Raw genomic sequence first — 20,963 nt, 5'->3', positions numbered from 1 at the left:
GCCGCGTCAGCGGCTGGAGACCGCGACCCGGACGCCGAGGGCGACCAGGACCGTGCCGCTGACCGCCTCGAGCCACCGGCGGATCCGCGGGCGGCGGAACCACGTCCCGGCCCGCGCGACGCCGGCTGCCAGGCCCAGGTAGAGCCCCGTCTCCAGAGTGATCTGCAGCAGGCCCAGCAGCGCCGTCGTCGCGAACACCGGGCCGTCGGCGGGGACGAACTGCGGATAGAAGGCGATCATGAACACGGCCGCCTTGGGGTTGGCCAGTTGCACGAGCAGGCCCTCGCCGACCGCCGTCCACCAGCGCCGGCGGCCGACCGGGGCGACCGCGGGGCCGGGCACGTCCGGCCGGCCGCGCTCCCGCCACGCCGCCCGCCAGGCGCGGACACCGAGCACCAGCAGGACGGCGGCGCCGACCACCCGGAGCACCAGGTAGGCGACCTCGGACGCGGCGACCAGCGCGGCGAACCCGGCGCCGGCGAACAGGGCCCACAGGTACAGGCCCGCCTCGAGGCCGAGGACGGTGGGCACCGCGCCGACGAGCCCGCGCAGGGCGGCCCGCCGGAAGACCAGCGCCATCGCCGGCCCGGGTGAGGCCGAGATGAGCAGCACCGCCAGCACGAAGGCCGGCAGCGAGGAGACCACGTCCACGGCCGGATGGTGACAGCCCCGGCCTCGGCCGGTCGACGGCTTTCCGCCGCCGAGCGGGCCATGAGCTGTGGCACCCCGTCGAGGTGGCAGCCCAGCGCGAAGGCGAGCTCGGGGCCGACGTCGTGGTAGCCCTCCGCGGCGACCTCTCCCCCGTCCGGCGCCGACGGTCCGAAGACGCCGGCGGCGACCACCCGGCCGAGCGCCGGGAGACGGCGCGGGTCGTCGTGTTCGCCGCCCTCGCCGGCAGCCTGTTCCGGCGTCGCGCCCGGAGAGGGGTTCTCGCTGCTGTTCGTGGTGGTCGTCGGCCGTTGACCGGGCCTTAGTTGGGGATAACGGTTCAATGGCCCGCGGGGGTCCGCTCACAGGTGGCTGCGGTTGACTCGCCGCCGTGGACGTCGTCGAGCGCTTCTGGACCCGGATCACCACCCCGGTCCCCGACCTGCCCACGGCGGTACTGCTGGCCACCCTGGCCGCGGCCGCCGTCGTCGTCCTCTCCCCCGCCCTGTGGCGCCCCGCCCGCACCGTCGTGACGATCGCCCACGAGGGCGCGCACGGCCTGGTCGCCCTCGCCGCCGGCCGCCGCCTGTCGGGGATCCGGCTGCACTCGGACACCTCCGGCCTGACCGTCTCGGCCGGCCGGCCCACCGGCCTCGGGATGGTGCTGACCTGCGCGGCCGGCTACACGGGGCCGGCGCTGTTCGGCCTGGGCGCGGCCGCGCTGCTGGCGTCCGGGCACGCGGTCGGGCTGCTGTGGGCGCTCCTGGCCCTGCTGGCGCTGCTGCTGGTGCAGATCCGCAACTGGTTCGGGCTGTGGGCGGTGCTGGTCACCGGCGGCGTGCTGCTCGCCGTGACCGCGTGGCTGCCGCCGGGCGGACAGGCCGCGTTCGCCGCCGCCGGGACCTGGTTCCTGCTGCTCGCCGCCCCGCGGACGGTGCTGGAGCTGCAGCGCGCGCGGCGCCGCCGCGGTGCACCCGACTCCGACGCCGACCAGCTGGCCCGGCTCACCCGCCTCCCGGCCCTGCTGTGGGTGGGGGTGTTCCTGCTGGTCGACGTCGGCGCCCTGCTGCTGGGCGGCTGGTGGCTGCTCGGCGAGCGCTGGGCCGGCTGAGCCGGCTCACTCCCGCCCGCGCCGCCGGGGCGCCGCACCCGCCGGCTGGCGCACCGGCTCGACCGGCGGTGCCGGCGGGATCTCGGCGACCACCTCGTCCTCGGCCACGGTCAGCCGCCGGCCGTGGTGGTGGACGTCGAGCGGCTCCCCCTCCGACACCCGGTAGCCGGCCTCGGTCGGGGTGACCGTCACCGTCAGGCAGCGGCCCTGGTAGTTGAGCCGGAAGCGCAGCCGGGAGATCCCCTCGGGCAGCCGCGGCGCGAAGGTCAGGTGCCCGTCGTGGTCGCGCATGCCGCCGAAGCCGGCCACCGCGACGGTCCAGCCGCCGGCCAGCGCGGCGATGTGCAGGCCGTGCCCGGAGTTGCCGTGCAGGTTCTGCAGGTCGGTGAGGGCCGCCTCGCCCCAGTAGTCGTGGGCGAGCTCGAGGTGCCCGGTCTCGGCCGCGACGACGGCCTGCGGCGCAGCCGACAGGGAGGAGTCGCGCACCGTGCGCGCCTCGTAGTACGCGAAGTCGGCGACCTTCTCCTCGTGGGTGAACGCGTCGCCGCGCAGGTGCAGGGCCATGACCAGGTCGGCCTGCTTGACCACCTGCTTGCGGTAGATGTCGAAGTACGGGTAGTGCAGCAGCAGCGGGTAGCAGTCCGGGGGCGTGCTCTCGAAGTCCCACTCCTCGTGGTGGGTGAAGGCGTCGGACTGCATGTGCACGCCGTGCCGGGTGTCGTAGGGCACGGCCATCAGGGAGGCCGCCCGCAGCCAGGTGTCGAGCTCGGCGTCGGTCACGTCCAGCCGCCCGGCGACGTCGGGCTGGCGCTTGACCGCCGCCGCCGCCTCCCGCAGGTTGCGCTGGGCCATCAGGTTGGTGAAGACGTTGTTGTCGACCACGGCGGTGTACTCGTCGGGACCGGTGACGCCGTCGATGCGGAACCCGTGCTCGTCGTCGAAGTGCCCCAGGGACGCCCACAGCCGCGCGGTCTCGATGAGCAGCTCGGCGCCGTGGTCCCGGTCGAACTCCTCGTCCTCCGTGGCGTTGTGGTAGCGGACGACGGCATCGGCGATGTCGGCGTTGATGTGGAAGGCCGCCGTCCCCGCCGGCCAGTAGCCCGAGGTCTCCTCGCCACGGATGGTCCGCCAGGGGAAGGCCGCCCCGTGCAGGCCGAGAACCCGGGCCCGCTCACGCGCGAGGTCCAGGGTGGAGTGCCGCCAGCGCAGCGCGTCGCGGGCCGCCTCGGGCGCGATGTAGGTGAGCACCGGCAGCACGTAGGTCTCGGTGTCCCAGAAGGTGTGCCCGTCGTAGCCCGGGCCGGTCAGCCCCTTGGCCGGGATCGGCTGCCGCTCGGCGCGCAGCCCGGCCTGCAGCACGTGGAAGACGCCGACCCGCACCGCCTGCTGCAGCTCGTCGTCCCCCTCGACCTCCACGTCGGCGTGCGCCCAGTGCGCGTCGAGCACCTCACGCTGCTCGCGCACCAGCCGCTCGAACCCGGCGAGCTTGGCCGTCGCCAGCGCACCCTCGACCTGGTCGCGCAGGGCCGCCGCCGACCGGCGGGAGGACCACCCGTAGGCCAGGTACTTGACCATCGTGACCGCCGACCCCTGCGGCAACCGCGCGGCCAGGGTGAACCGGGCGAGGTCCTCCCCCGCCTCGATGTCCTCGGTGGAGCTGTCGGGCACCTCGACGACGTGGTCCATCCCGGCGGCCAGGCGCAGCTTGCTGCGACGGGTGCGGTGCACGAGCACGGCCCGCTGGCCGCGGGCCACCGCCATCTCGCTGACCAGCGGATGGGCCAGTGCGGCGGCCGCCCGCGGGTCGTCGGCCTCGCTGCCGCTGTCGATCGGCTCGTTGGCCAGCAGGTCCGACTGCAGCGCGACGTAGAGGTCGCCGCGGCCGTCGGTGCACTCGACGCGGTACTCGATGGCGGCGATGGACCGGCGACGCAGCGAGACCAGTCGGGTGCTCGTGACGCGGACCGTGCGCCCGTTCGGGGAGCGCCACTCGGTGGTGCGGCGCAGCAGCCCGCGGCGCAGGTCGAGGGTGCGGCGGTGGTCGATGATCTCGCCGTAGTCCAGGTCGAGCGGGGTGTCGCCGACCAGCAGCCGGATCAGCTTGCCGTCGGTCACGTTGACCACGGTCTGCCCCTGCTCGGGGAAGCCGTAGCCGGCCTCGGCGTAGGGCAGCGGCCGCTCCTCGAAGAAGCCGTTGAGGTAGGTGCCCGGCACGACGACCGGCTCCCCCTCCTCGAACGAGCCGCGCATGCCGATGTGCCCGTTGGCCAGGGCGAACACCGACTCGTGCACGGCCAGCGACGCGTGGTCGAGGCCGATCTCGGTGAGCGCCCACGGCTCGACGGGGAAGCTCGGCCGTCCCTCGGTCATGACCCGCCCTCCAGCAGCTGCGCCAGGTCGGTGACGACGACGTCCGCGCCGTTCGCCCGGAGCGCCTCGGCCTGGCCCACCCGGTCGACACCGACGACGTGGCCGAACTGCCCCGCACGGCCGGCCGCCACACCCGCCAGGGCGTCCTCGAACACCGCGGCGGCGGCCGGGTCGACCCCGAGCTCCCGGGCGGCGGCGAGGAAGGTGTCCGGCGCGGGCTTGCCGCGCAGCTGCTGGTCGGCGGCGACGACGCCGTCGACCCGGGTGTCGACCAGGTCGGCGAACCCGCCGGCCGACACCACGTCCCCGCCGTTGCGGGATGCGGTCACCACGGCGGTGAGCAGCCCCGCGTCCTTGACCGCCCGCAGGTAGCGCACCGACCCGGGGTAGACCTCGACGCCGTGCTCGGCCAGTTCGGCCAGCACCAGGTCGTTCTTGCGCAGGCCGACACCGTGCACCGTCTCGGCGTCGGGCGGGTCGTCCGACGTGCCCTCCGGCAGCGTGATGCCACGGCTGGCCAGGAAGTCGCGGACCCCGTCGAGGCGGGGCTTGCCGTCGACGTAGCGGTTGTAGTCGTCCTGGGTGAACTCCGGTGCCGACGGGTCCCGCCGGCGCAGGAACTCGTCGAACGTGCGCTTCCAGGCCGCCATGTGGACCGTCGCGGTCCGGGTCAGGACGCCGTCGAGGTCGAACAGGCAGGCGCGGATGGAGTCCGGGAGTCCGAGCACGGCCCGACGCTACCGGCGCCCGGGGTCGCGCGTCGGACGGGAAACCCCTGCTCACCGGCGGACGGCCCCGCCCCGGCCCCCGCCGGGTCCACCGCGCGCCCGCGCGTGGCCGGAGGCAGGGGGCCGGTGACGGGCGAGGGGCGGGGAGGGCGGGGTCCTCCTAAGGTCGGCGGCGGACGCGGGGCACCCGCCCCGCGGAGGACCGAGGAGAGGACCCCATGGCCGACCGCCCGACGCCGCCCGACCCCTTCGACTTCCTGCCGCAGGTGCCCGGCTTCGAGGTGACCAGCAGCGACTGCAGCGACGGGCAGCCGCTGCCCATGCCGCACGTCAGCGGGGTCATGGGGGCCGGAGGTGAGGACCGCTCGCCGCAGCTGTCCTGGTCGGGCTTCCCGGAGGGGACGCGGAGCTTCGCGGTCACCGTCTACGACCCCGACGCGCCCACCCAGAGCGGCTTCTGGCACTGGGCGGTGGCGAACATCCCGGCCACGGTCACCGAGCTGCCCAGCGGCGCCGGCGCCCGGGACGGCTCCGGATTGCCCGAGGGAGCGGTGCAGCTGCGCAACGACGCCGGGTTCCCCGGCTACGTGGGCGCCGCTCCCCCGGCCGGGCACGGCCCGCACCGCTACTTCATCACCGTGCACGCCGTGGACACCGAGACCCTGGACGTCACGCCCGACACCACGCCCGCCGTCCTCGGCTTCAACCTGTTCGGCCACACACTCGGACGGGCGACCCTGGTGGCCACCTACGTACAAGACTGACTCCACCGGGTGAGGAACACGCAGCACTTCATTGAGAACTGAAGCTTCTCTCACGTAGCGGGCGCACGATGACGGCATGCCGGCGGTCGCGTCACACCGATCCGGCTCCCGGCGTGCCCGTGGCGCGTCCGCGCTGGTCGTCGCGCTGGTGGGCGTCCTGCTCGTGGCCGCCTGGCCCGCTCCGCCCGCGGCGGCGACGGCGGTGTCGTCGGCGGACGCGGTCGCGGCCGCCGCGGCCGCCTTCGGCGACACCGGCACGCTGGCCGTCGTCGTCGCCCCGCAGCAGACCCCGCTGACCGGCCTGACCGCCCGGGCGATCGAGGCGCGCACCACCCGGCTGGCCGCCGCCAGCGCGGACAACGGGCAGGGCGACCGGGTCTTCCCCACCGCGTCGCTGGTCAAGCTGTTCCTCGCCGAGGGCGTCCTGGCCCGGGCCCGCGCGGGACAGGTGGCCCTCACGCCCGACGACCTCGGCACGCTCCAGCGGATGATCGCCCGGTCCTCGGACCCCGCCGCGTCCGCGGTGTGGACGCGCTTCGACGGCCCCGGGCTCGTGCGGGACGTCGCGGCCCGCTACGGACTGACCCGCACCGCGCCACCCCGCGTCCTCGGCGAGTGGGGCGAGGCGACCACGACCGCGCGCGACCTCGCCCGGTTCCTCGCCCTGCTGCCCGTCGTCCCGCACCCGGACGACGCCGCGACCCTCACCGGCTGGATGCGGGAGGCGACCCCGGTCGCCGCGGACGGTTTCGACCAGCGGTTCGGGACCTTCGGGACCCTGCCCGGGACGCCGGCGGTCAAGCAGGGCTGGATGTGCTGCGTCGGCGGCCAGCGGCACCTGCACTCGGTCGCCGTCCGCGACGGGCAGGTCGTCGTGCTGCTCAGCGAGGTGCCGCGCTCGGTCGGCTGGAACGCCGGCCGGGCGGCGCTGACGGCGGCCGCCGCGGCCCTCGCCGCACTCCCGCCGGGGTCCTGAGCCCGGTCAGTCCCCGGCCGCGGCCGGCCCGGCCACCCCGACGGTGGCCAGCCGGGCGAACCCCACCCGCTCGTACACGCGGGCCACGTCGTCGTCCCCGGCGACGAGGAAGACCAGGTCGGCCGTCTCCCGGGCGTGCGCGGCCAGGGCGGATGCCACCGCCGCGCCCAGGCCGCGGCCGCGGAACCGGGGCAGCGTCGCCACCCCGGTGATCTCGCTGACCTCGGAGCCCCCGATGTCGACCGGGTGGTGGGCGCCGACGGCGACCGGGTCGCCGTCCTCGACGGCCACCAACATCACCGTGCGCCCGCTGGCGATCCGCTCCCGCAGCACCGCCGTCCGGGGCGACTGCGGCGCCGCCACCGCCGGCTCCTCCCCCACGTCGGCGCGCGGCCCGGGGTGGGCGAAGGCGATCGACGCGAGCCGCTGGTAACGCGGCAGCTCGGGGTCGTCGGCGCCCACGAGGTAGAGCCGCACGCCGTGCGGGAGCAGCAGCTCGACCGGGTCGGCGGCGACCAGCAGCGGGGACTCCTCCACGACGAGGCCGGCCGCCCGCACGGCCGCCGCGGCCGACGGCGTGCACTCGCAGACCCACTCGAGCGCCACCGGCAGCCCGGACCGCTGCTGCAGCGCGACCGCGGCACCGACGTCCTCGGCCGTGACCGGCTCCCCCGCCCGCGGCCGGGCCGGGTGGGGCCAGTCCGGGTCGCCCACCGGCACGTCGAAGGCCCCGGCGGCCTCGATCCGGGCATCCGGGAGCGGCGCGGCGGCGAAGTACCGCTCGATGCACTCGAGCAGCCCCGGTGAGGTGGGCACACGCGCACCCTAGACGGGGGCAGCCGGGCGGTGCCGCGACGGCGGTGCGCCGGCCCCCGCGGGCCACCCGGGCGGGTGAGCGCACGGAGCCGGACGGCACGATGGGCACCGTGACGGCAGGGACACGACACCAGGTCTCGCCCTACGCGGTGTTCGACCGCGACTCGTGGCGAGCCCTCGCGGCGGGCACCCGGCTGCCGCTGGACGAGGAGCAGCTGCGCGCGCTGGCCTCACTCGGCGACCGCATCGACCTCGACGAGGTGGCCACGGTCTACCTGCCGCTGGCCGGGTTGCTGCGGCTGCACGTGGAGGCCAGCCGGCGGCTGTGGGCGGCGCGCAGCGAGTTCCTCGGCGACGCCACGGCCAAGGTCCCCTACGTCATCGCGGTGGCCGGGAGCGTCGCCGTCGGCAAGAGCACCACCTCCCGCCTGCTCCAGACGCTGCTCGCCGCCGGGCCCGGGGCGCCGCGGGTGGACCTGGTCACCACCGACGGGTTCCTGCTGCCCAACGCCGCGCTCGAGGCCCGCGGGCTGCTGGGCCGCAAGGGCTTCCCCGAGAGCTACGACCGGCGGGCGCTGCTGCGCTTCCTGGCCGACGTGAAGTCCGGGCGCGGCGAGGTCAGCGCCCCGCTCTACGACCACCAGTCCTACGACGTCGTCCCGGGAGCGCGCCAGGTCGTCGACCGGCCCGACATCCTCGTCCTGGAGGGGCTCAACGTCCTGCAGGCCGGACGGCGGGCCGACGGCAGCGCGCCCGAGGTCTTCCTCTCCGACTACTTCGACTTCTCGGTCTACGTCGACGCCGCCGAGGCCGACATCCAGCGCTGGTACGTGGACCGGTTCCTGGCCCTGCGCCGGACGGCGTTCCAGGACAGCTCGGCCTACTTCCACCGGTTCGCCGACCTCACCGACGAGCAGGCCCGGGAGACCGCGCTGGGGATCTGGGCGGCGGTGAACGGACCCAACCTGCGCAGCAACATCGTCCCGACGCGCTCGCGGGCCCGGCTGGTGCTGCAGAAGTCGGCCGACCACGCGGTGCGGCGGGTGCTGCTGCGCAAGATCTGAGCCGGCTCCTCCCCCACCCCGGCGCCCGTGCCCGGCCGGGCGAGAGTTGCCCATCCGGACGGGTGACCTCGTGAGGTGTCTCACCTGACAGGGGTCCGTGGCGCGCGCACACTCGGCGTCGTCCAGTGACCGGACACACACCCTGAGTGATCCCGGCGATGCCCGCCGGGCCGAGCGGAGAGATCCCATGTGCTCCCACGTACCGACCTGCCCGGACTCCACCAGCGACCTGCGCGACCTCGCCACCGTCGTCAGCAGCCACCCCGAGCAGGGCTGGAGCCTGCTGTGCAACGGCGTCGTCCTCTTCGACGACGACGGTGAACTGCTGCCCGACGGCCGCACGGTCGTCGCGCACCGCGCCTGGCGGGCACCGCGGCTCGCCGTCTCCTGAGCCGCCGGCTCCCCCCTCGTCGCGGGTCCTGGGCGCGCCGCTGACGCGGCGGCTGTGTTGGGGATAACGGTAGAACTGGAGGACGACGGTCGCGCGTGGCGCCCGGCCTCGGTGACCGGGCGCCACACGCGGTCGGACGGCGCTCAGGCCTGGGCACCCGCCGGCACGGCGTCGGCCGCCGTGCCCAGGTCGTCCGGGGCGCCCTCGCCGCGGTCGGGCACCCGCGCGGCCGGGCCCGGTGCCGGCTCGGGTTCGGCGAACGCCTCCGGCGGTGGGCAGGAGCACACCAGGTTGCGGTCGCCGTAGGCCTGGTCGATCCGGCGGACCGGGCTCAGGTACCCGCGGTCGCGCAGCGCCGGGACCGGGAAGACGGCGACCTCGCGGGGGTAGGGCCGGGCCCACTCCCCCGCCACCATGCGCAGCGTGTGCGGCGCGTTGCGCAGCGGGTTGTCGGTCCGGTCGTACTCGCCCGAGGCGACCCTCTCGATCTCCCGGCGGATGGTGACCATCGCCTCGACGAACCGGTCGAGCTCGTCCTGGTCCTCGCTCTCGGTCGGCTCCACCATCAGCGTCCCGGCCACGGGGAAGCTCATCGTCGGGGCGTGGAACCCGAAGTCCACCAGCCGCTTGGCGATGTCGTCGTTGGTGATCCCGGTGGCCTTGGTGAGCGGCCGGATGTCGAGGATGCACTCGTGGGCCACCAGCCCGCCGGCCCCGGTGTAGAGCACCGGGTAGTGCTCGCGCAGCCGGGCGGCCAGGTAGTTGGCCCCCAGGATGGCGTGCTCCGTGGCGCGGGTCAGCCCGTCGGGGCCCATGAGCCGCAGGTAGGCCCAGGAGATCGGCAGGATGCCGGCCGACCCCCACGGCGCGGCCGACACCGTCGGGCCGTCCGAGCCGGTGTCCACGAGCGGGTGCCCGGGCAGGAACGGCACCAGGTGGTCGCGGACGCCGATCGGCCCCACCCCCGGCCCGCCGCCGCCGTGCGGGATGCAGAAGGTCTTGTGCAGGTTGAGGTGGCTGACGTCGGAGCCGAACCGGCCCGGCCGGGCCAGCCCGACCATCGCGTTGAGGTTGGCCCCGTCGACGTAGACCTGGCCGCCGGCGTCGTGCACCGCGGCGCAGATCTCCTGGATCTCGGTCTCGAACACCCCGTGCGTCGACGGGTACGTGATCATGATCGCGGCCAGCCGGTCGGCGTGCTGGCCGATCTTGCCCCGCAGGTCGGCGACGTCGACGTTGCCGGCCTCGTCGCAGGCCACCACGACCACCCGCATGCCGGCCATGACCGCGCTGGCGGCGTTCGTGCCGTGCGCCGACGACGGGATGAGGCAGACGTCGCGGTGCTCCTCCCCGCGGGAGCGGTGGTACCCGCGGATGGCCATCAGCCCGGCGAACTCCCCCTGCGAGCCCGCGTTGGGCTGCACGCTGACCGCGGCGTAGCCGGTGATCTCGGCCAGCGCGGTGCACAGCTCGTCGATCAGCTGCCGGAAGCCGCGCGCCTGCCCGGCCGGGGCGAAGGGGTGCAGCTGGGCGAACTCCGGCCAGCTGATCGCCGCCATCTCGACCGCGGAGTTCAGCTTCATCGTGCACGAGCCCAGCGGGATCATCGTGCGGTCCAGCGCGAGGTCCTTGTCCGACAGCGACCGCAGGTACCGCATGAGCGCGGTCTCCGACCGGTGCGCGGAGAACACCGGGTGGGTGAGGAACGGCGTGCGGCGGCGCAGCTCCGCGGGCAGCGCGTCCGCGCCGCCGTCCTCCAGCGCCGCGTCCTCCGCCGGGACGCCGAAGGCCTCGGCGACCGCGCGCAGGACCTCCGGCGTCGTCGTCTCGTCGCAGGCCACCCCGACGGTGTCGGCGTCCACCAGCCGCAGGTTGATCCGCCGGTCGGCCGCGGCGGCGACCACCTCGGCGGCGCGGCCGGGCACCCGGGCCTGCACGGTGTCGAAGAACTCCTCGTGCACGACGTCCACCCCGCCGGCACGCAGCCAGGCCGCGAGCGCCTGCGCGCTGCGGTGCACGCGGGCGGCGATGGCGGTGAGCCCCTCGGCCCCGTGGTAGACGGCGTAGGCGCCGGCCATGACGGCCAGCAGCACCTGGGCGGTGCAGATGTTGCTGGTGGCCTTCTCCCGCCGGATGTGCTGCTCGCGGGTCTGCAGCGCCAGCCGGTAGGCGACGTCGCCGTCGGCGTCCACCGACACCCCGACCAGCCGGCCGGGCAGCTGGCGGGCCAGCCCCTCGCGCACGGACAGGTACCCGGCGTGCGGGCCGCCGTAGCCCATGGGGACGCCGAACCGCTGGCTGCTGCCGCAGGCGACGTCGGCGCCCCACTCCCCTGGCGCCTCCAGCAGCGTGAGGGCGAGCAGGTCGGCGGCCACGACCACCGCCGCGCCGCCCTCGTGGGCGGCGGCGGCCAGCGCCCGGTGGTCCCGGACGGCGCCGCTGGCCCCCGGGTGGGAGAGCAGCACGCCGAACGCGCCGGCCTCGGGCAGGTCGGCCGGCCACCCGGCGGACAGGTCGGTGACGTGCAGTCGGATGCCCAGCGGCTCGGCGCGGGTCTGCAGGACCGCGAGGGTCTGCGGCAGCGTGTCGGCGTCGACGACGAACACCGCGTCCGGCTTCGCCCGCCCGGCCCGCCGGACGAGGGTCATCGCCTCGGCGGCCGCGGTGGCCTCGTCGAGCATGGACGCCCCGGCCACCGGCAGCCCGGTGAGGTCGGCGACCATCGTCTGGAAGTTGATCAGCGCCTCGAGCCGGCCCTGGCTGATCTCGGGCTGGTAGGGCGTGTAGGCGGTGTACCAGGCGGGGTTCTCCAGGATGGTGCGCGAGATGACCGCCGGCGTGACCGTCCCGGAGTACCCGAGCCCGATCATCGAGGTGTAGACGTCGTTGGCCGCGGCGCGTTCGCGCAGCAGCCGCAGCACGGTGGCCTCGTCGGCGGCCGGCGGCAGGTCCATCGGCGTCCGGTCACGCACCCCCTCGGGCACGGCGGCGTCGACCAGCGACCGGAGCGAGGGGTGGCCGACGGCGGCGAGCATCGCCTCGGTCTGGTCCCCCCGCGGGCCGATGTGCCGGCCGGCGAAGGACCCGGCGGGGTCCAGGGAGCTCAGTGCGGGAAGGGGCTCACGGGCACGGTCCGCCATTACCACGACGCTACCAGCGCGCGGTCCGCGTCAGCCGGACCGCCCGGGGCGGTGCCGGCCCCTCAGCCGGCGGCGCGGCGGCGACGGCGCAGCGAGAGCTCGTCGTCGGCGGGGTGCACCGGGCCGCCGTCGAGGCGCTCGGCGGGCAGCTCGGCGATGTCACCGGAGAGCTCGCGCAGCGCACCGGAGACGGCGATGCCGAAGACACCCTGGCCGCCGGCGAGCAGGTCGACGACCTCCTCGGCGGAGGTGCACTCGTACACCGTCGCACCGTCGGAGAAGAGGGTGACGTTGGCGAGGTCCTTGATGCCGCGGTTGCGCAGGTGGTCGACGGCCTTGCGGATGTTCTGCAGGGACACCCCGGTGTCCAGCAGCCGCTTGACGACCTTCAGCACGAGGATGTCGCGGAAGGAGTACAGCCGCTGTGTCCCGGACCCGGTGGCACTGCGCACCGACGGCGCGACCAGTCCGGTACGGGCCCAGTAGTCCAGCTGGCGGTAGGTGATGCCGGCAGCGGCACACGCCGTCGGGCCGCGGTACCCGACGAGGTCGGTGTCGACCTCGTCGTAGGACGGTGCCCCGACGGCGGCGTCGCTGAAGAGCTGACCCTGGGAGCCCTTGCTCTGGTCGCTCACGTCAGCGTCCTCCTCTGCGTCCCGCAGCACCTCACCGCGGGGACCCCGGTGGTCCACACTGTCACGTCACTGCACGTCCGAGCCGTGTCGAGTCCCACGTGTCACACCGGTGTTGTTCGCCGACCGTAAGCCGGGGCCAGGGGTCGGTCAACTGAGGCGAGCGGCGTGTCGCTGCACTCACCCATCAGAGGGGTATCGGCAGGTCTGGACCTCGACTTGAGTCCAGACGCAGGGTGAACAGGCAGCCTCAGGGAGTTCCGCCGGAGCCGGATCCGGCGCCGAAGTCCTCCGGGGAGATCTGGTCCAGGAACTCCCGGAACTTCTCCACCTCGTCCTCCTGCTCGTCGGGGATCTCGATCCCGACCTCGTCGAGCAGGTCCTCGGCGCCGAAGATCGGCGCGCCGGTCCGGACGGCGAGGGCGACCGCGTCCGAGGGGCGGGCGCTGACCACCCGCTCGTCGCCGAACACCAGTTCGGCGATGTAGATGCCGTCGCGCATCTCGGTGATGTTGACCGCCTCGAGCGTCGCGCCGAGCGCGCGGACGACGTCCTTGAGCAGGTCGTGGGTCATCGGCCGGGCCGGCCGCACCCCCTGCTGCTCGAACGCGATCGCGGCGGCCTCCACCGCGCCGATCCAGATGGGCAGGTACCGCTCCCCCTGCGTCTCCTTGAGCAGCAGGATCGGCTGGTTCCCGGGCAGCTCGACCCGGACCCCGACGACTCTCAGTTCCTGCACGGGAGGGCTCCCTCAGCTGCGGCCCGGACGGGCGGTGGATCGGTTCTGGCGGCTGGTGGACGGATCGGCGCACCGGCCCGGGGGCTCGGGGACCGACCCGGACCACGGTACGCCCGAGTCAGGGACGCAGGAGGTCCCGCAGGCGCGCCTCCAGCAGGGCCCCGTGCAACTGCGCCGACAGGCTGGCCAGCTCGCGCAGCTTCTCGGTGGCCCGGGTCCGGGCCTCCTCCGACCGGGCGCGCAGCACCGGCGCGACCAGCTGCTCGACCAGCCCGGCCTCGCGCTCGGCGCCGTTCTGGTACACGCGCAGGTGGCGAGGCTCGATGCCGTGCCGGGCCAGGCCCGCCGCCGCGCGGGCGATCGGCAGGTCCGCCGCGGCGTGGCGCCCCTCGGCGTCCGGGGCGAGCAGACCGAACTGCACGCAGGCCGCGAGCTGTCCCGGCTCCAGTCCGGCTGCCTGCGCGAACTGCTCCGGCGGCAGGCTGCCGGCTCCGGCCCCCGCCGTCGGCGCCTCGGCGGCCGGCGCCCCGGACCCGGGCAGCGGCTCGCCGCGGTCGAGGGCGTCGAGGTGCTCCTTGATGACCCGCAGCGGCAGGTAGTGGTCGCGCTGCGCGGCCAGGACGTACCGCAGCCGGGCCACGTCGGCCGAGGAGAACTTCCGGTAACCCGACGGCGTGCGCTGCGGGTGGACGAGGTCCTCGGACTCCAGGTACCGGATCTTGCTGATCGTCACGTCGGGGAAGTCGTCGCGGAGGACGGTCAGCACCTCCCCGATGGTGAGGCGAGGGGTGTGCTGGTCGTCGGCGTCCCCGAACGCACTCGCGCGCGAGGTCACCGCGGTCACCCTGCCGTCGCTGCCGCGGGGACCGGGTCCCCGTCCGGGAGCGAGCCCGCCGGCGCCGTCACGAGCGAGGTGCGGGCTCGCCCGTCCGCGGACCGGTGAGGTACACCAGCCGGAACTTGCCGATCTGCACCTCGTCGCCGCCGGCGAGGGTCGCGACGTCGACCGGCTCGCGGTTGACGTAGGTGCCGTTGAGGCTGCCCACGTCGTGCACGGAGAACCCGCCGCCCTCGCGGTGGAACTCCACGTGCCGGCGGCTGACGGTGACGTCGTCGAGGAAGATGTCGCTGTCGGGGTGCCGGCCGGCGGTGGTCACGTCCTGGTCGAGCAGGAAGCGGCTGCCCGCGTTCGGCCCGCGCTTGACGACCAGCAGCGCCGACCCGGCCGGGAGCGACTCGATGGCGCCGGCGTGGGCGTCGGCCTCGGTGACCTCCGGCGTCTCCGCGGAGTCCTCGCCACCGACCTTGGGGATGACGCTGGTGGACTCGCCGATCCGCTCCTGGGACAGCGCCGCGCCGCACTGCGCGCAGAAGCGACTGCCCTCGGGGTTGTTGTGGCCACAACGAGTGCAGTGCACGTCTGTCTCCTCCGGTGCAGGGGGTGGCACCGCCGCGGACCTGGGGGTCGTCGGGCGGCCGGCAGACGACGGGCCGGACGGCCCGTCGCGGGTCGGCCGCCGTGTGGGTCACGGCGGGCCGTGGGTCATGGAACCAGCGGCCGACCCGAGGGTCAACCGAGGGTCCAGGGTGAGGCTGGCGTCGCCCTCAGCAGGCGGCGCGGCCCCTCGCCCCCGGGAAGCATAGTGATCGCCGTCGGGGGGCAGGCGGGTCAGGGGACCGGCTCGCCGACGGGTGCCGGCCGCGGCGCCGGAGGCCGGGCCGGACCCGCCGGGCGGGGTCAGGAGGCGTCGACGAGCGCCTGGTAGGCGGCGGCGTCCAGCAGGGCCTCGGTGGGGTCGCCGGCCCCCTCCGGGAGGGCGATCTCCACCAGCCAGCCGGCGCCGTAGGGGTCGGCGTTGATGGTCTCCGGCGCGTCGGCCAGCACCTCGTTGACCGCCGCGACCACCCCCGCGACCGGCGAGTAGACGTCCGACACCGACTTGGTCGACTCCACCTCGCCGATCGGGTTGCCCGGCGCCACCTCGTCCCCCACCTGCGGCAGCTGCACGAACACGATGTCGCCCAGCGCGTCCTGGGCGTGGTCGGTGATGCCCACCCGGACGACGGTCGCCGCGCCCTCCCCGTCCTGGAGCAGGGCCCACTCGTGCTGCTCGGTGTAGCGGCGGTCGTCGGGGGTGGTCATGCGGCGTCGTCTCCAGTCGTGGGTGGGGTGGTGGGCCGGCCGGGTCAGTCGTCGTCGGCGTCCGGCGAAGCGTATTGAGGCGTGTCGAGGGGCCGCAACGCGTCCACGACGACCCGGTCGGACTGGGCGATCTCCACCGAGCCGCCCTGTCGGCCGACCCGGTCCACCACGCCGCCGGGGATGCTCATCGCGGTCTCCAGGTCCTGCGGGGAACCGATGACGACGACCTCGTAGGGGCTGGTGACCGGCTGTCCGTCCACGCGCAGCGCCCCCGGCTCGCCGGTGACCGCGGTGGACACACCGACCCGGACGCCGTCGATCTCCATGGTCTCCGCACCGGCCCCGCGCAGCTCCTGGACCGCGTCGAGCAGGTCGGCCACCCGCACCTGGCCCTCGGGGTCGCGGATGTCCATGACCAGGCCGGGCCCCTGTGCGGCGACCGTGCCGTTGAGGATGCCGAGGGCCTCGGCCCGCTGCCGGGCCTCCTCCAGGGCGGCCTCGGACTGGCTGTCGGAGTTGTTCAGGTCCCGCAGCGCGGCCCGCTGGTCGGCGATCTGGGCGCGCAGCCGGTCCTCGCTGGCGTTGAGCTCGTCGAGGATGCGCACCAGGTCCTCCTCACGCGCACCGGTGAGGTCCTCGTCGGTGCCGGTGTTGCGCACCTGGACGGCGAAGGCGAACCCCAGCAGCAGGGTCAGGACGCCGATGAGCAGCGCCGCCAGGGGATCCCGCCGGCGCCTGCTCGCGGCAGCGGGAGCGGGCGACTGCGGCTCCCCCGGCGCGCCCGCACCGGCCGGCTCGGGCTCCCCCGGCGCGCCCGCACCGGCGGGCTCGGGCTCCCCCGGCGGGTCGTCCGGCGCGCCGTCCGCCGAGGCCGGGGGCTCGCCCGCACCGGCGGCCGTCGCACCGGGCGTGGGCGCGTCGGCCGGTTCCGGCGGGGCGGCGTCGGCGGGCGGCTCCGCGTCGCCGGGAGAGCCGTCGGACGAGCCGCCGGCAGCGCCCTCGACAGCGTCCTCCGGCGACGGCGGCCGGGCGTCGTCCGGGACCGGGGCGTCCGGCTCGGGAGCCGGACGGTCGTCGCCGCTCATGCCCGGAACACGTGCCGCCGGATGGCGGCGGCGTTGCCGAAGATGCGGATGCCGAGGACCACGACGACCGCGGTGGACAGCTGCGCGCCCACGCCCAGCTGGTCGCCGAGGAAGACGATCAGCGCCGCCACGACCACGTTCGAGACGAAGGAGATGACGAACACCTTCGCGTCGAAGATGCCGTCGAAGCGGGCGCGCACACCGCCGAAGACCGCGTCGAGGGCGGCGACCACGGCGATCGGCAGGTAGGGCTGCAGCCAGAGCGGGACCGTCGGGTCGAACACCAGCCCGAGGACGACACCGACCGCGAGGCCGAGGATGGGGATCACGGTCAGCCTCCCGGGCTGGGCTCGGGAGCCGGCGCGGCGGGCTCCTCGGACACCGGGGTGGCGGAACGGAGCTCCGGCGAGCTCCCGGCGGGCAGGGACAGCTCGTCCTCCTGGGCGAACTCGAAACGCAGGCCGAACGACTCGGAGATCGAGGCGAGGGCCACGACCTCGGGGCTGGCCAGGAATCGGGACCGCAGGGTGTCCGGGTCGCCGATGGCGCTGACCAGGTAGGGGTTGGTGACCGGACGGAAGTCGACGAGGACGGCCTCGCCGGCGAACCGGATGGCGGTGACCGGGCCCAGCCGCCGGTCGTTGATGCTGACCGCCTCGGCGCCGGCCGCCCACAGGGCGTTGACCACCACCTGCAGGTCGCCGTCGTGCACCTGCCCGCGGGGGTCCTCCTCCCCCGCCCCGCCCACCGGGTCGGCGTCGGCGTCGGGCTCGGCGTCGGCCAGGGTGACCAGCAGACCCGGGCCGGTCACCGGCACGACGGCGGCGGCCGTCTCGGCGCCGGCCAGCTCCTCGCGCACCCGCTGGCCGACCGTCGTGGCGGCGAGCGCGTCGTCGCGGGCAGTGGAGAGGTCGGCGCGCAGCTGCTCGAGCTGCGCGGTCAGCTCGTCGTTGGTCCGCGACTCCTGCGCGATGTCGGCCACCAGCGCCTCGCGCACCTCCTCGCGGCCCTGCGCCCCGGCGGCGGCCTGGTCGTAGGTGACCGCGGCGAGGACGCCGGCGATCGCGAGGACGAGGGCGACCGCCACCTGCCCGCGGCGCCGCCGCGACGCCGGCGGCACGCCCTCGGCCGCCTCGCGGGCGGCCCGGGCCTCGGCGGCCTGGCGGTAGGCGGGGTCGAGGGTCTCGGCCAGCACCTGGTCGAGCAGGGAGGCGCCCAGCGAGCGCGGCCCACCGCCGCGCTGCAGGGTGGAGGTCACGGCGCGGCTCCGGCACCGGCCCGCTCGGCGCGCACGATGCCGACCACCTGGACGACGTAGAACAGGCCGGCCAGGACGTAGAGCGTCCCGCCCCAGATGGTGAACGCGTACGCGATCGGCTGGGCCACTGCGACCACCGGCCCGTCGCCGTCGGCGAGCAGCAGCAGGGGGAAGGCGTAGAGCAGGTTGAACGTCGCCGCCTTGCCCAGGTAGTGCACCTGCAGCGGCGGGTAGCCGTACCGGCGCAGCACCAGCAGCATCAGCCCGAGCACCACCTCGCGGCCGAGGAGGACGGCGACCACCCAGAAGGGGACGACGTCGCGCAGCACGAACGCGATCAGCGTGGCGACGATGTAGAGCCGGTCGGCGGCCGGGTCGAGCAGGGCGCCCAGCCGGCTGGACTGGCCCAGCGCGCGGGCGATCTTCCCGTCGGCCCAGTCGCTGAGGCCCGCGAGCGCGAGCACGAGCACCGCCCAGCCGTCGGCGTGCGGGCCCAGCAGCAGCCAGAGGAACAGCGGCACGCCGAGCAGGCGCAGCACCGACAGGGCGTTGGGAACGGTCCAGACCCGGTCGGGCAGCTCGTTGCGGTCGGCGACGACCGGCGGGTCGGGCACGGGCCCGCCGACGAGGGGAGCCGGGGCAGCCGCCCACGGCCCGTTGGACGACGTCACGTGACCTCCACCCCGCTGAACACCGCCTGCGAGGCTAGTGCGTTCCGCCGGCGGTCCTCCGGGCGGCGCACCGAGACGACCGTGCTCCCCGGCTCCCTCCTCCGCGTCGGGCCCCTGGGTGGGGCCGCTCCTATGCCGGCACCGCCGCGAGCGACGGCGGCGCAGGCTCGTAGCCCATCGGCCGGCGGGTGAAGCTGCCGGTGCCGTGGGAGACCGAGCGCAGCGCGCCGGCGTAGGTCAGCAGCTCGACCTCGGGCACCTCGGCGCGCACCGTCGTCCGGTCGCGGTCGGGGTCGGCGTCGCTGCCGGTGACCCGCGCCCGCCGGGAGGACAGGTCGCTCATCACCGCGCCGACGTACTCCCCCGGGACGACCACCTCCACCTCGCACCAGGGCTCGAGCACCCGGGTGCCCGCGGCGGCGACCGCCTCGCGCAGCGCCAGCGCGCCGGCCGCCTGGAACGCCGCGTCGGAGGAGTCCACCGAGTGGGCCTTGCCGTCGACGAGGGTGAGGTGGACGTCGACGATCGGCCGGTCCCCGGAGACGCCGCGCTCGGCCTGGCTGCGGATGCCCTTCTCCACGCTGCCGTGGAACTGGCTGGGCACGGTGCCGCCGACGATCCGCTGCTCGAACACCACGCCCGACCCCGGCGGCCCGGGCTCGGCCTCGACGACGACGATCGCGTACTGCCCGTGCCCGCCGGACTGCTTGACGTGCCGCCCGGTGACCCGGGCCGAGCCGGCGAGGGTCTCCACCATCGGGACCCGCACCGGCACGGTCTGCACCGTCACGCCGTGGCGCACCCGCAGCCGTTCCAGCAGCACCTCGGCGTGCGCCTCCCCGACGCACCACAGCAGCAGCTGCCCGGTGTCGGGCCGGCGCTCCAGGCGCACCGTGGGGTCCTCGGCCACCAGCCGGGTGAGCGCGGTGGCCAGCCGGTCCTCGTCGGCCCGGGACGCCGCCTCCAGCGCGACCGGCAGCTGCGGGGTGGGCAGCTCCCACGGCGGGATGAGCCGCGGGTCCTCCGGCGAGGACAGCGTGTCGCCGGTCTCGGCCGACGTGAGGCGGGCCACGGCGCAGACGTCACCGGCCGGGCAGGACGCCACCGGGCGCAGCGTCGACCCCAGCGGGGAGGAGACCGCGCCGATCCGCTCGTCGACGTCGTGGTCGGGGTGGCCGCGGTCGGCCATGCCGTGCCCGGAGACGTGGATCGGGGTGTCCGGCCGCAGGGTGCCGGAGAAGACCCGCACCAGCGAGACCCGGCCCAGGTAGGGGTCGGTCGTGGTCTTGACGACCTCGGCCACCAGCGGGCCGTCGGGGTCGCAGGACAGCGGGGGTGCCTTCGAGCCGTCGGGACGGGTGACCGGCGGACAGCCGTGCTCCATCGGGCAGGGGAAGCCGTTGACCAGGAGGTAGAGGAGCGAGTCGATGCCGATGCCCTGCAGCGGGGCGGCGCAGAGCACGGGGTGGAAGTGGCCGCGCGCGACCGCGGTCTCCAGGTCGCTCATCAGGTCGCCCTGGACCAGCTCGTCGCCGGCGAGGTAGCGCTCCATCAGCGCCTCGTCCTCGCTCTCGCCGATGATCCCCTCGATCAGCTCGCTGCGGAGCCGGTCGGCGTCCGGGGCCTGCGCGCCGGGCTGCAGCAGGTTGACCAGCCCCGAGACGGCGCCGTCGGGCCCCCGCTCGACCAGGTGGACGGGGTAGACGCCCTCGCCGAGCATCGTCTGGCACAGCCGGACGGTCTCCTCGACGTCGGCGCGGGCGCGGTCGAGCTGGGTGACGACCACCGCGCGCGGCATGCCGATCGCCGCGCACTCCTCCCACAGCTGCACGGTGCCGGCGTCGACGCCGTTGACCGCGGAGACGACGAACAGGGCGGCGTCGGCGGCGCGCAGCCCGGCCCGCAGCTCGCCGACGAAGTCCGGGGACCCGGGGGTGTCGAGCAGGGTGATCCGGTGGTCGCCGTGCTCGACGGTGGCCACGCCGAGCGAGACCGACCGCTGCTGCCGGACCTCCACCTCCTCGTTGTCCAGGCACGTGGTGCCCTCCTCCACCCGCCCGGCCCGCGGGAGCGCCCCGGTGGCGACCAGCAGGGCCTCGGCGAGGGTGGTCTTGCCCGCGCCCGCGTGGCCGACGAGGGCCACGTTGCGCACCCTCTCGGCGGGGCGCGGGGCCGGCGCGGGCCCGGTGTCCTTGGCCACGGGCTCAGCCGTTCGCCGGCTCGGGGACGACGGCGCACGAGCCCGCGGCCGGGTGGAACACCCCGGTGTGCCCGTCGGGGTCCCACTGGATGACGTAGGGCGGACTCCCGCCCTGACCGCGCACCTCGAGCACCCTGCCGGTGCGCTCCGGCTCTCCCTGGTGGGTGGAGTGGACGACGATCCTGTCCCCGACGCGTGCTTCCACGGCGACCTCCCGGCGACTGACC

General features: G+C 75.3%; 21 protein-coding genes. 5 read left to right on the top strand and 16 right to left on the bottom strand.

Features of this window, described 5'->3' with window-relative positions:
• Nucleotides 1–6: 6 nt before the first annotated feature.
• Entirely contained in the window at nucleotides 7–651 is a 645-nt protein-coding gene (locus ACI79C_RS13695) for a LysE family translocator (RefSeq protein ID WP_456946213.1), read from the bottom strand.
• Nucleotides 652–1,039: 388 nt separating this feature from the next.
• On the opposite strand from ACI79C_RS13695, the gene ACI79C_RS13690 reads away from it, so the two are divergent.
• Nucleotides 1,040–1,759, top strand: a complete 720-nt coding sequence (locus tag ACI79C_RS13690; protein ID WP_456946212.1) for a M50 family metallopeptidase — start codon at nucleotides 1,040–1,042, stop codon at nucleotides 1,757–1,759.
• A 6-nt stretch (nucleotides 1,760–1,765) separates the two neighbouring features.
• Here ACI79C_RS13690 and ACI79C_RS13685 read toward each other — a convergent pair whose 3' ends face one another.
• Both ACI79C_RS13685 and ACI79C_RS13680 read right to left on the bottom strand, forming a co-directional pair.
• Nucleotides 1,766–4,129 (bottom strand): glycoside hydrolase family 65 protein, encoded by a 2,364-nt coding sequence (locus ACI79C_RS13685; protein ID WP_456946211.1) that lies wholly within the window; start codon nucleotides 4,127–4,129, stop codon nucleotides 1,766–1,768.
• Nucleotides 4,126–4,857 (bottom strand): HAD family hydrolase, encoded by a 732-nt coding sequence (locus tag ACI79C_RS13680; RefSeq protein ID WP_456946210.1) that lies wholly within the window; start codon nucleotides 4,855–4,857, stop codon nucleotides 4,126–4,128. Before ACI79C_RS13680 ends, ACI79C_RS13685 begins: the two co-directional genes overlap by 4 nt.
• A 218-nt stretch (nucleotides 4,858–5,075) precedes the next feature.
• On the opposite strand from ACI79C_RS13680, the gene ACI79C_RS13675 reads away from it, so the two are divergent.
• Both ACI79C_RS13675 and ACI79C_RS13670 read left to right on the top strand, forming a co-directional pair.
• On the top strand, nucleotides 5,076–5,621 hold the full coding sequence (locus ACI79C_RS13675) for a YbhB/YbcL family Raf kinase inhibitor-like protein (RefSeq protein WP_456946209.1): 546 nt from the start codon (nucleotides 5,076–5,078) through the stop codon (nucleotides 5,619–5,621).
• A 76-nt stretch (nucleotides 5,622–5,697) separates the two neighbouring features.
• Nucleotides 5,698–6,597, top strand: a complete 900-nt coding sequence (locus ACI79C_RS13670; RefSeq protein WP_456946208.1) for an LppW family protein — start codon at nucleotides 5,698–5,700, stop codon at nucleotides 6,595–6,597.
• Between the two features lie 6 nt (nucleotides 6,598–6,603).
• Here the strand turns inward: ACI79C_RS13670 and ACI79C_RS13665 are convergent, their stop codons facing one another.
• A complete protein-coding gene (locus tag ACI79C_RS13665) occupies nucleotides 6,604–7,413 on the bottom strand; it encodes a GNAT family N-acetyltransferase (RefSeq protein WP_456946207.1) in 810 nt (269 codons plus the stop codon).
• Between the two features lie 101 nt (nucleotides 7,414–7,514).
• On the opposite strand from ACI79C_RS13665, the gene coaA reads away from it, so the two are divergent.
• Together coaA and ACI79C_RS13655 are read left to right on the top strand one after the other, a co-directional pair.
• Nucleotides 7,515–8,477, top strand: coding sequence for a type I pantothenate kinase (gene coaA / locus ACI79C_RS13660; protein WP_456946206.1), 963 nt, complete (start codon nucleotides 7,515–7,517; stop codon nucleotides 8,475–8,477).
• A 187-nt stretch (nucleotides 8,478–8,664) separates the two neighbouring features.
• Entirely contained in the window at nucleotides 8,665–8,868 is a 204-nt protein-coding gene (locus ACI79C_RS13655) for a DUF5999 family protein (protein WP_456946205.1), read from the top strand.
• Nucleotides 8,869–9,011: 143 nt separating this feature from the next.
• On the opposite strand, the gene gcvP is transcribed toward ACI79C_RS13655, so the two are convergent.
• The 12 genes from gcvP to ACI79C_RS13595 form a co-directional block, all read right to left on the bottom strand.
• Complete coding sequence (gene gcvP / locus ACI79C_RS13650; RefSeq protein WP_456946204.1) at nucleotides 9,012–12,008, bottom strand: aminomethyl-transferring glycine dehydrogenase; 2,997 nt, start codon at nucleotides 12,006–12,008, stop codon at nucleotides 9,012–9,014.
• Nucleotides 12,009–12,070: 62 nt separating this feature from the next.
• Complete coding sequence (locus ACI79C_RS13645; RefSeq protein WP_456946203.1) at nucleotides 12,071–12,643, bottom strand: MerR family transcriptional regulator; 573 nt, start codon at nucleotides 12,641–12,643, stop codon at nucleotides 12,071–12,073.
• A gap of 247 nt (nucleotides 12,644–12,890) precedes the next feature.
• Nucleotides 12,891–13,379 (bottom strand): bifunctional nuclease family protein, encoded by a 489-nt coding sequence (locus ACI79C_RS13640; protein ID WP_456946202.1) that lies wholly within the window; start codon nucleotides 13,377–13,379, stop codon nucleotides 12,891–12,893.
• Between the two features lie 118 nt (nucleotides 13,380–13,497).
• Nucleotides 13,498–14,214: a transcriptional regulator FtsR gene (gene ftsR / locus ACI79C_RS13635; protein WP_456946201.1), complete on the bottom strand. Its 717-nt coding sequence runs from the start codon at nucleotides 14,212–14,214 to the stop codon at nucleotides 13,498–13,500.
• Nucleotides 14,215–14,281: 67 nt separating this feature from the next.
• Entirely contained in the window at nucleotides 14,282–14,797 is a 516-nt protein-coding gene (odhI, locus tag ACI79C_RS13630; RefSeq protein WP_456946200.1) for an oxoglutarate dehydrogenase inhibitor Odhl, read from the bottom strand.
• Nucleotides 14,798–15,117: 320 nt separating this feature from the next.
• Nucleotides 15,118–15,522 carry a glycine cleavage system protein GcvH gene (gene gcvH / locus ACI79C_RS13625; protein ID WP_456946199.1) on the bottom strand — a complete coding sequence of 135 codons (405 nt, stop codon included), beginning with the start codon at nucleotides 15,520–15,522 and terminating at the stop codon, nucleotides 15,118–15,120.
• A gap of 44 nt (nucleotides 15,523–15,566) precedes the next feature.
• The gene (locus ACI79C_RS13620) at nucleotides 15,567–16,607 is read right to left on the bottom strand and encodes a DUF881 domain-containing protein (RefSeq protein ID WP_456946198.1); all 1,041 of its coding nucleotides are present in this window, start codon (nucleotides 16,605–16,607) and stop codon (nucleotides 15,567–15,569) included.
• Entirely contained in the window at nucleotides 16,604–16,936 is a 333-nt protein-coding gene (locus ACI79C_RS13615; RefSeq protein ID WP_456946197.1) for a small basic family protein, read from the bottom strand. Before ACI79C_RS13615 ends, ACI79C_RS13620 begins: the two co-directional genes overlap by 4 nt.
• Nucleotides 16,937–16,938: 2 nt before the next feature.
• Nucleotides 16,939–17,865, bottom strand: a complete 927-nt coding sequence (locus tag ACI79C_RS13610) for a DUF881 domain-containing protein (RefSeq protein WP_456946196.1) — start codon at nucleotides 17,863–17,865, stop codon at nucleotides 16,939–16,941.
• A complete protein-coding gene (locus tag ACI79C_RS13605) occupies nucleotides 17,862–18,536 on the bottom strand; it encodes a CDP-alcohol phosphatidyltransferase family protein (protein ID WP_456946195.1) in 675 nt (224 codons plus the stop codon). Before ACI79C_RS13605 ends, ACI79C_RS13610 begins: the two co-directional genes overlap by 4 nt.
• Before the next feature lie 130 nt (nucleotides 18,537–18,666).
• Nucleotides 18,667–20,736: an elongation factor G-like protein EF-G2 gene (locus tag ACI79C_RS13600; RefSeq protein ID WP_456946194.1), complete on the bottom strand. Its 2,070-nt coding sequence runs from the start codon at nucleotides 20,734–20,736 to the stop codon at nucleotides 18,667–18,669.
• Nucleotides 20,737–20,740: 4 nt separating this feature from the next.
• A complete protein-coding gene (locus ACI79C_RS13595) occupies nucleotides 20,741–20,941 on the bottom strand; it encodes a DUF1918 domain-containing protein (protein WP_456946193.1) in 201 nt (66 codons plus the stop codon).
• Between the last annotated feature and the right edge of the window lie 22 nt (nucleotides 20,942–20,963).

It is taken from the genome of Geodermatophilus sp. SYSU D00697 (genome assembly GCF_054050175.1).
Note: the sequence above shows the minus strand (reverse complement) of the source record. Positions and strands in the feature narration are given on the sequence as shown.

What these genes read in the sequence shown, in the direction of transcription:
- ACI79C_RS13620 (WP_456946198.1), bottom strand. Translation starts at nt 16,607, where the DNA reads ATGAGCGGCGACGACCGTCCGGCTCCCGAGCCGGACGCCCCGGTCCCG.
- ACI79C_RS13685 (WP_456946211.1), bottom strand. Translation starts at nt 4,129, where the DNA reads ATGACCGAGGGACGGCCGAGCTTCCCCGTCGAGCCGTGGGCGCTCACC.
- gcvH (WP_456946199.1), bottom strand. Translation starts at nt 15,522, where the DNA reads ATGACCACCCCCGACGACCGCCGCTACACCGAGCAGCACGAGTGGGCC.
- ACI79C_RS13675 (WP_456946209.1), top strand. Translation starts at nt 5,076, where the DNA reads ATGGCCGACCGCCCGACGCCGCCCGACCCCTTCGACTTCCTGCCGCAG.
- ACI79C_RS13670 (WP_456946208.1), top strand. Translation starts at nt 5,698, where the DNA reads ATGCCGGCGGTCGCGTCACACCGATCCGGCTCCCGGCGTGCCCGTGGC.
- gcvP (WP_456946204.1), bottom strand. Translation starts at nt 12,008, where the DNA reads ATGGCGGACCGTGCCCGTGAGCCCCTTCCCGCACTGAGCTCCCTGGAC.
- ACI79C_RS13655 (WP_456946205.1), top strand. Translation starts at nt 8,665, where the DNA reads ATGTGCTCCCACGTACCGACCTGCCCGGACTCCACCAGCGACCTGCGC.
- coaA (WP_456946206.1), top strand. Translation starts at nt 7,515, where the DNA reads ATGGGCACCGTGACGGCAGGGACACGACACCAGGTCTCGCCCTACGCG.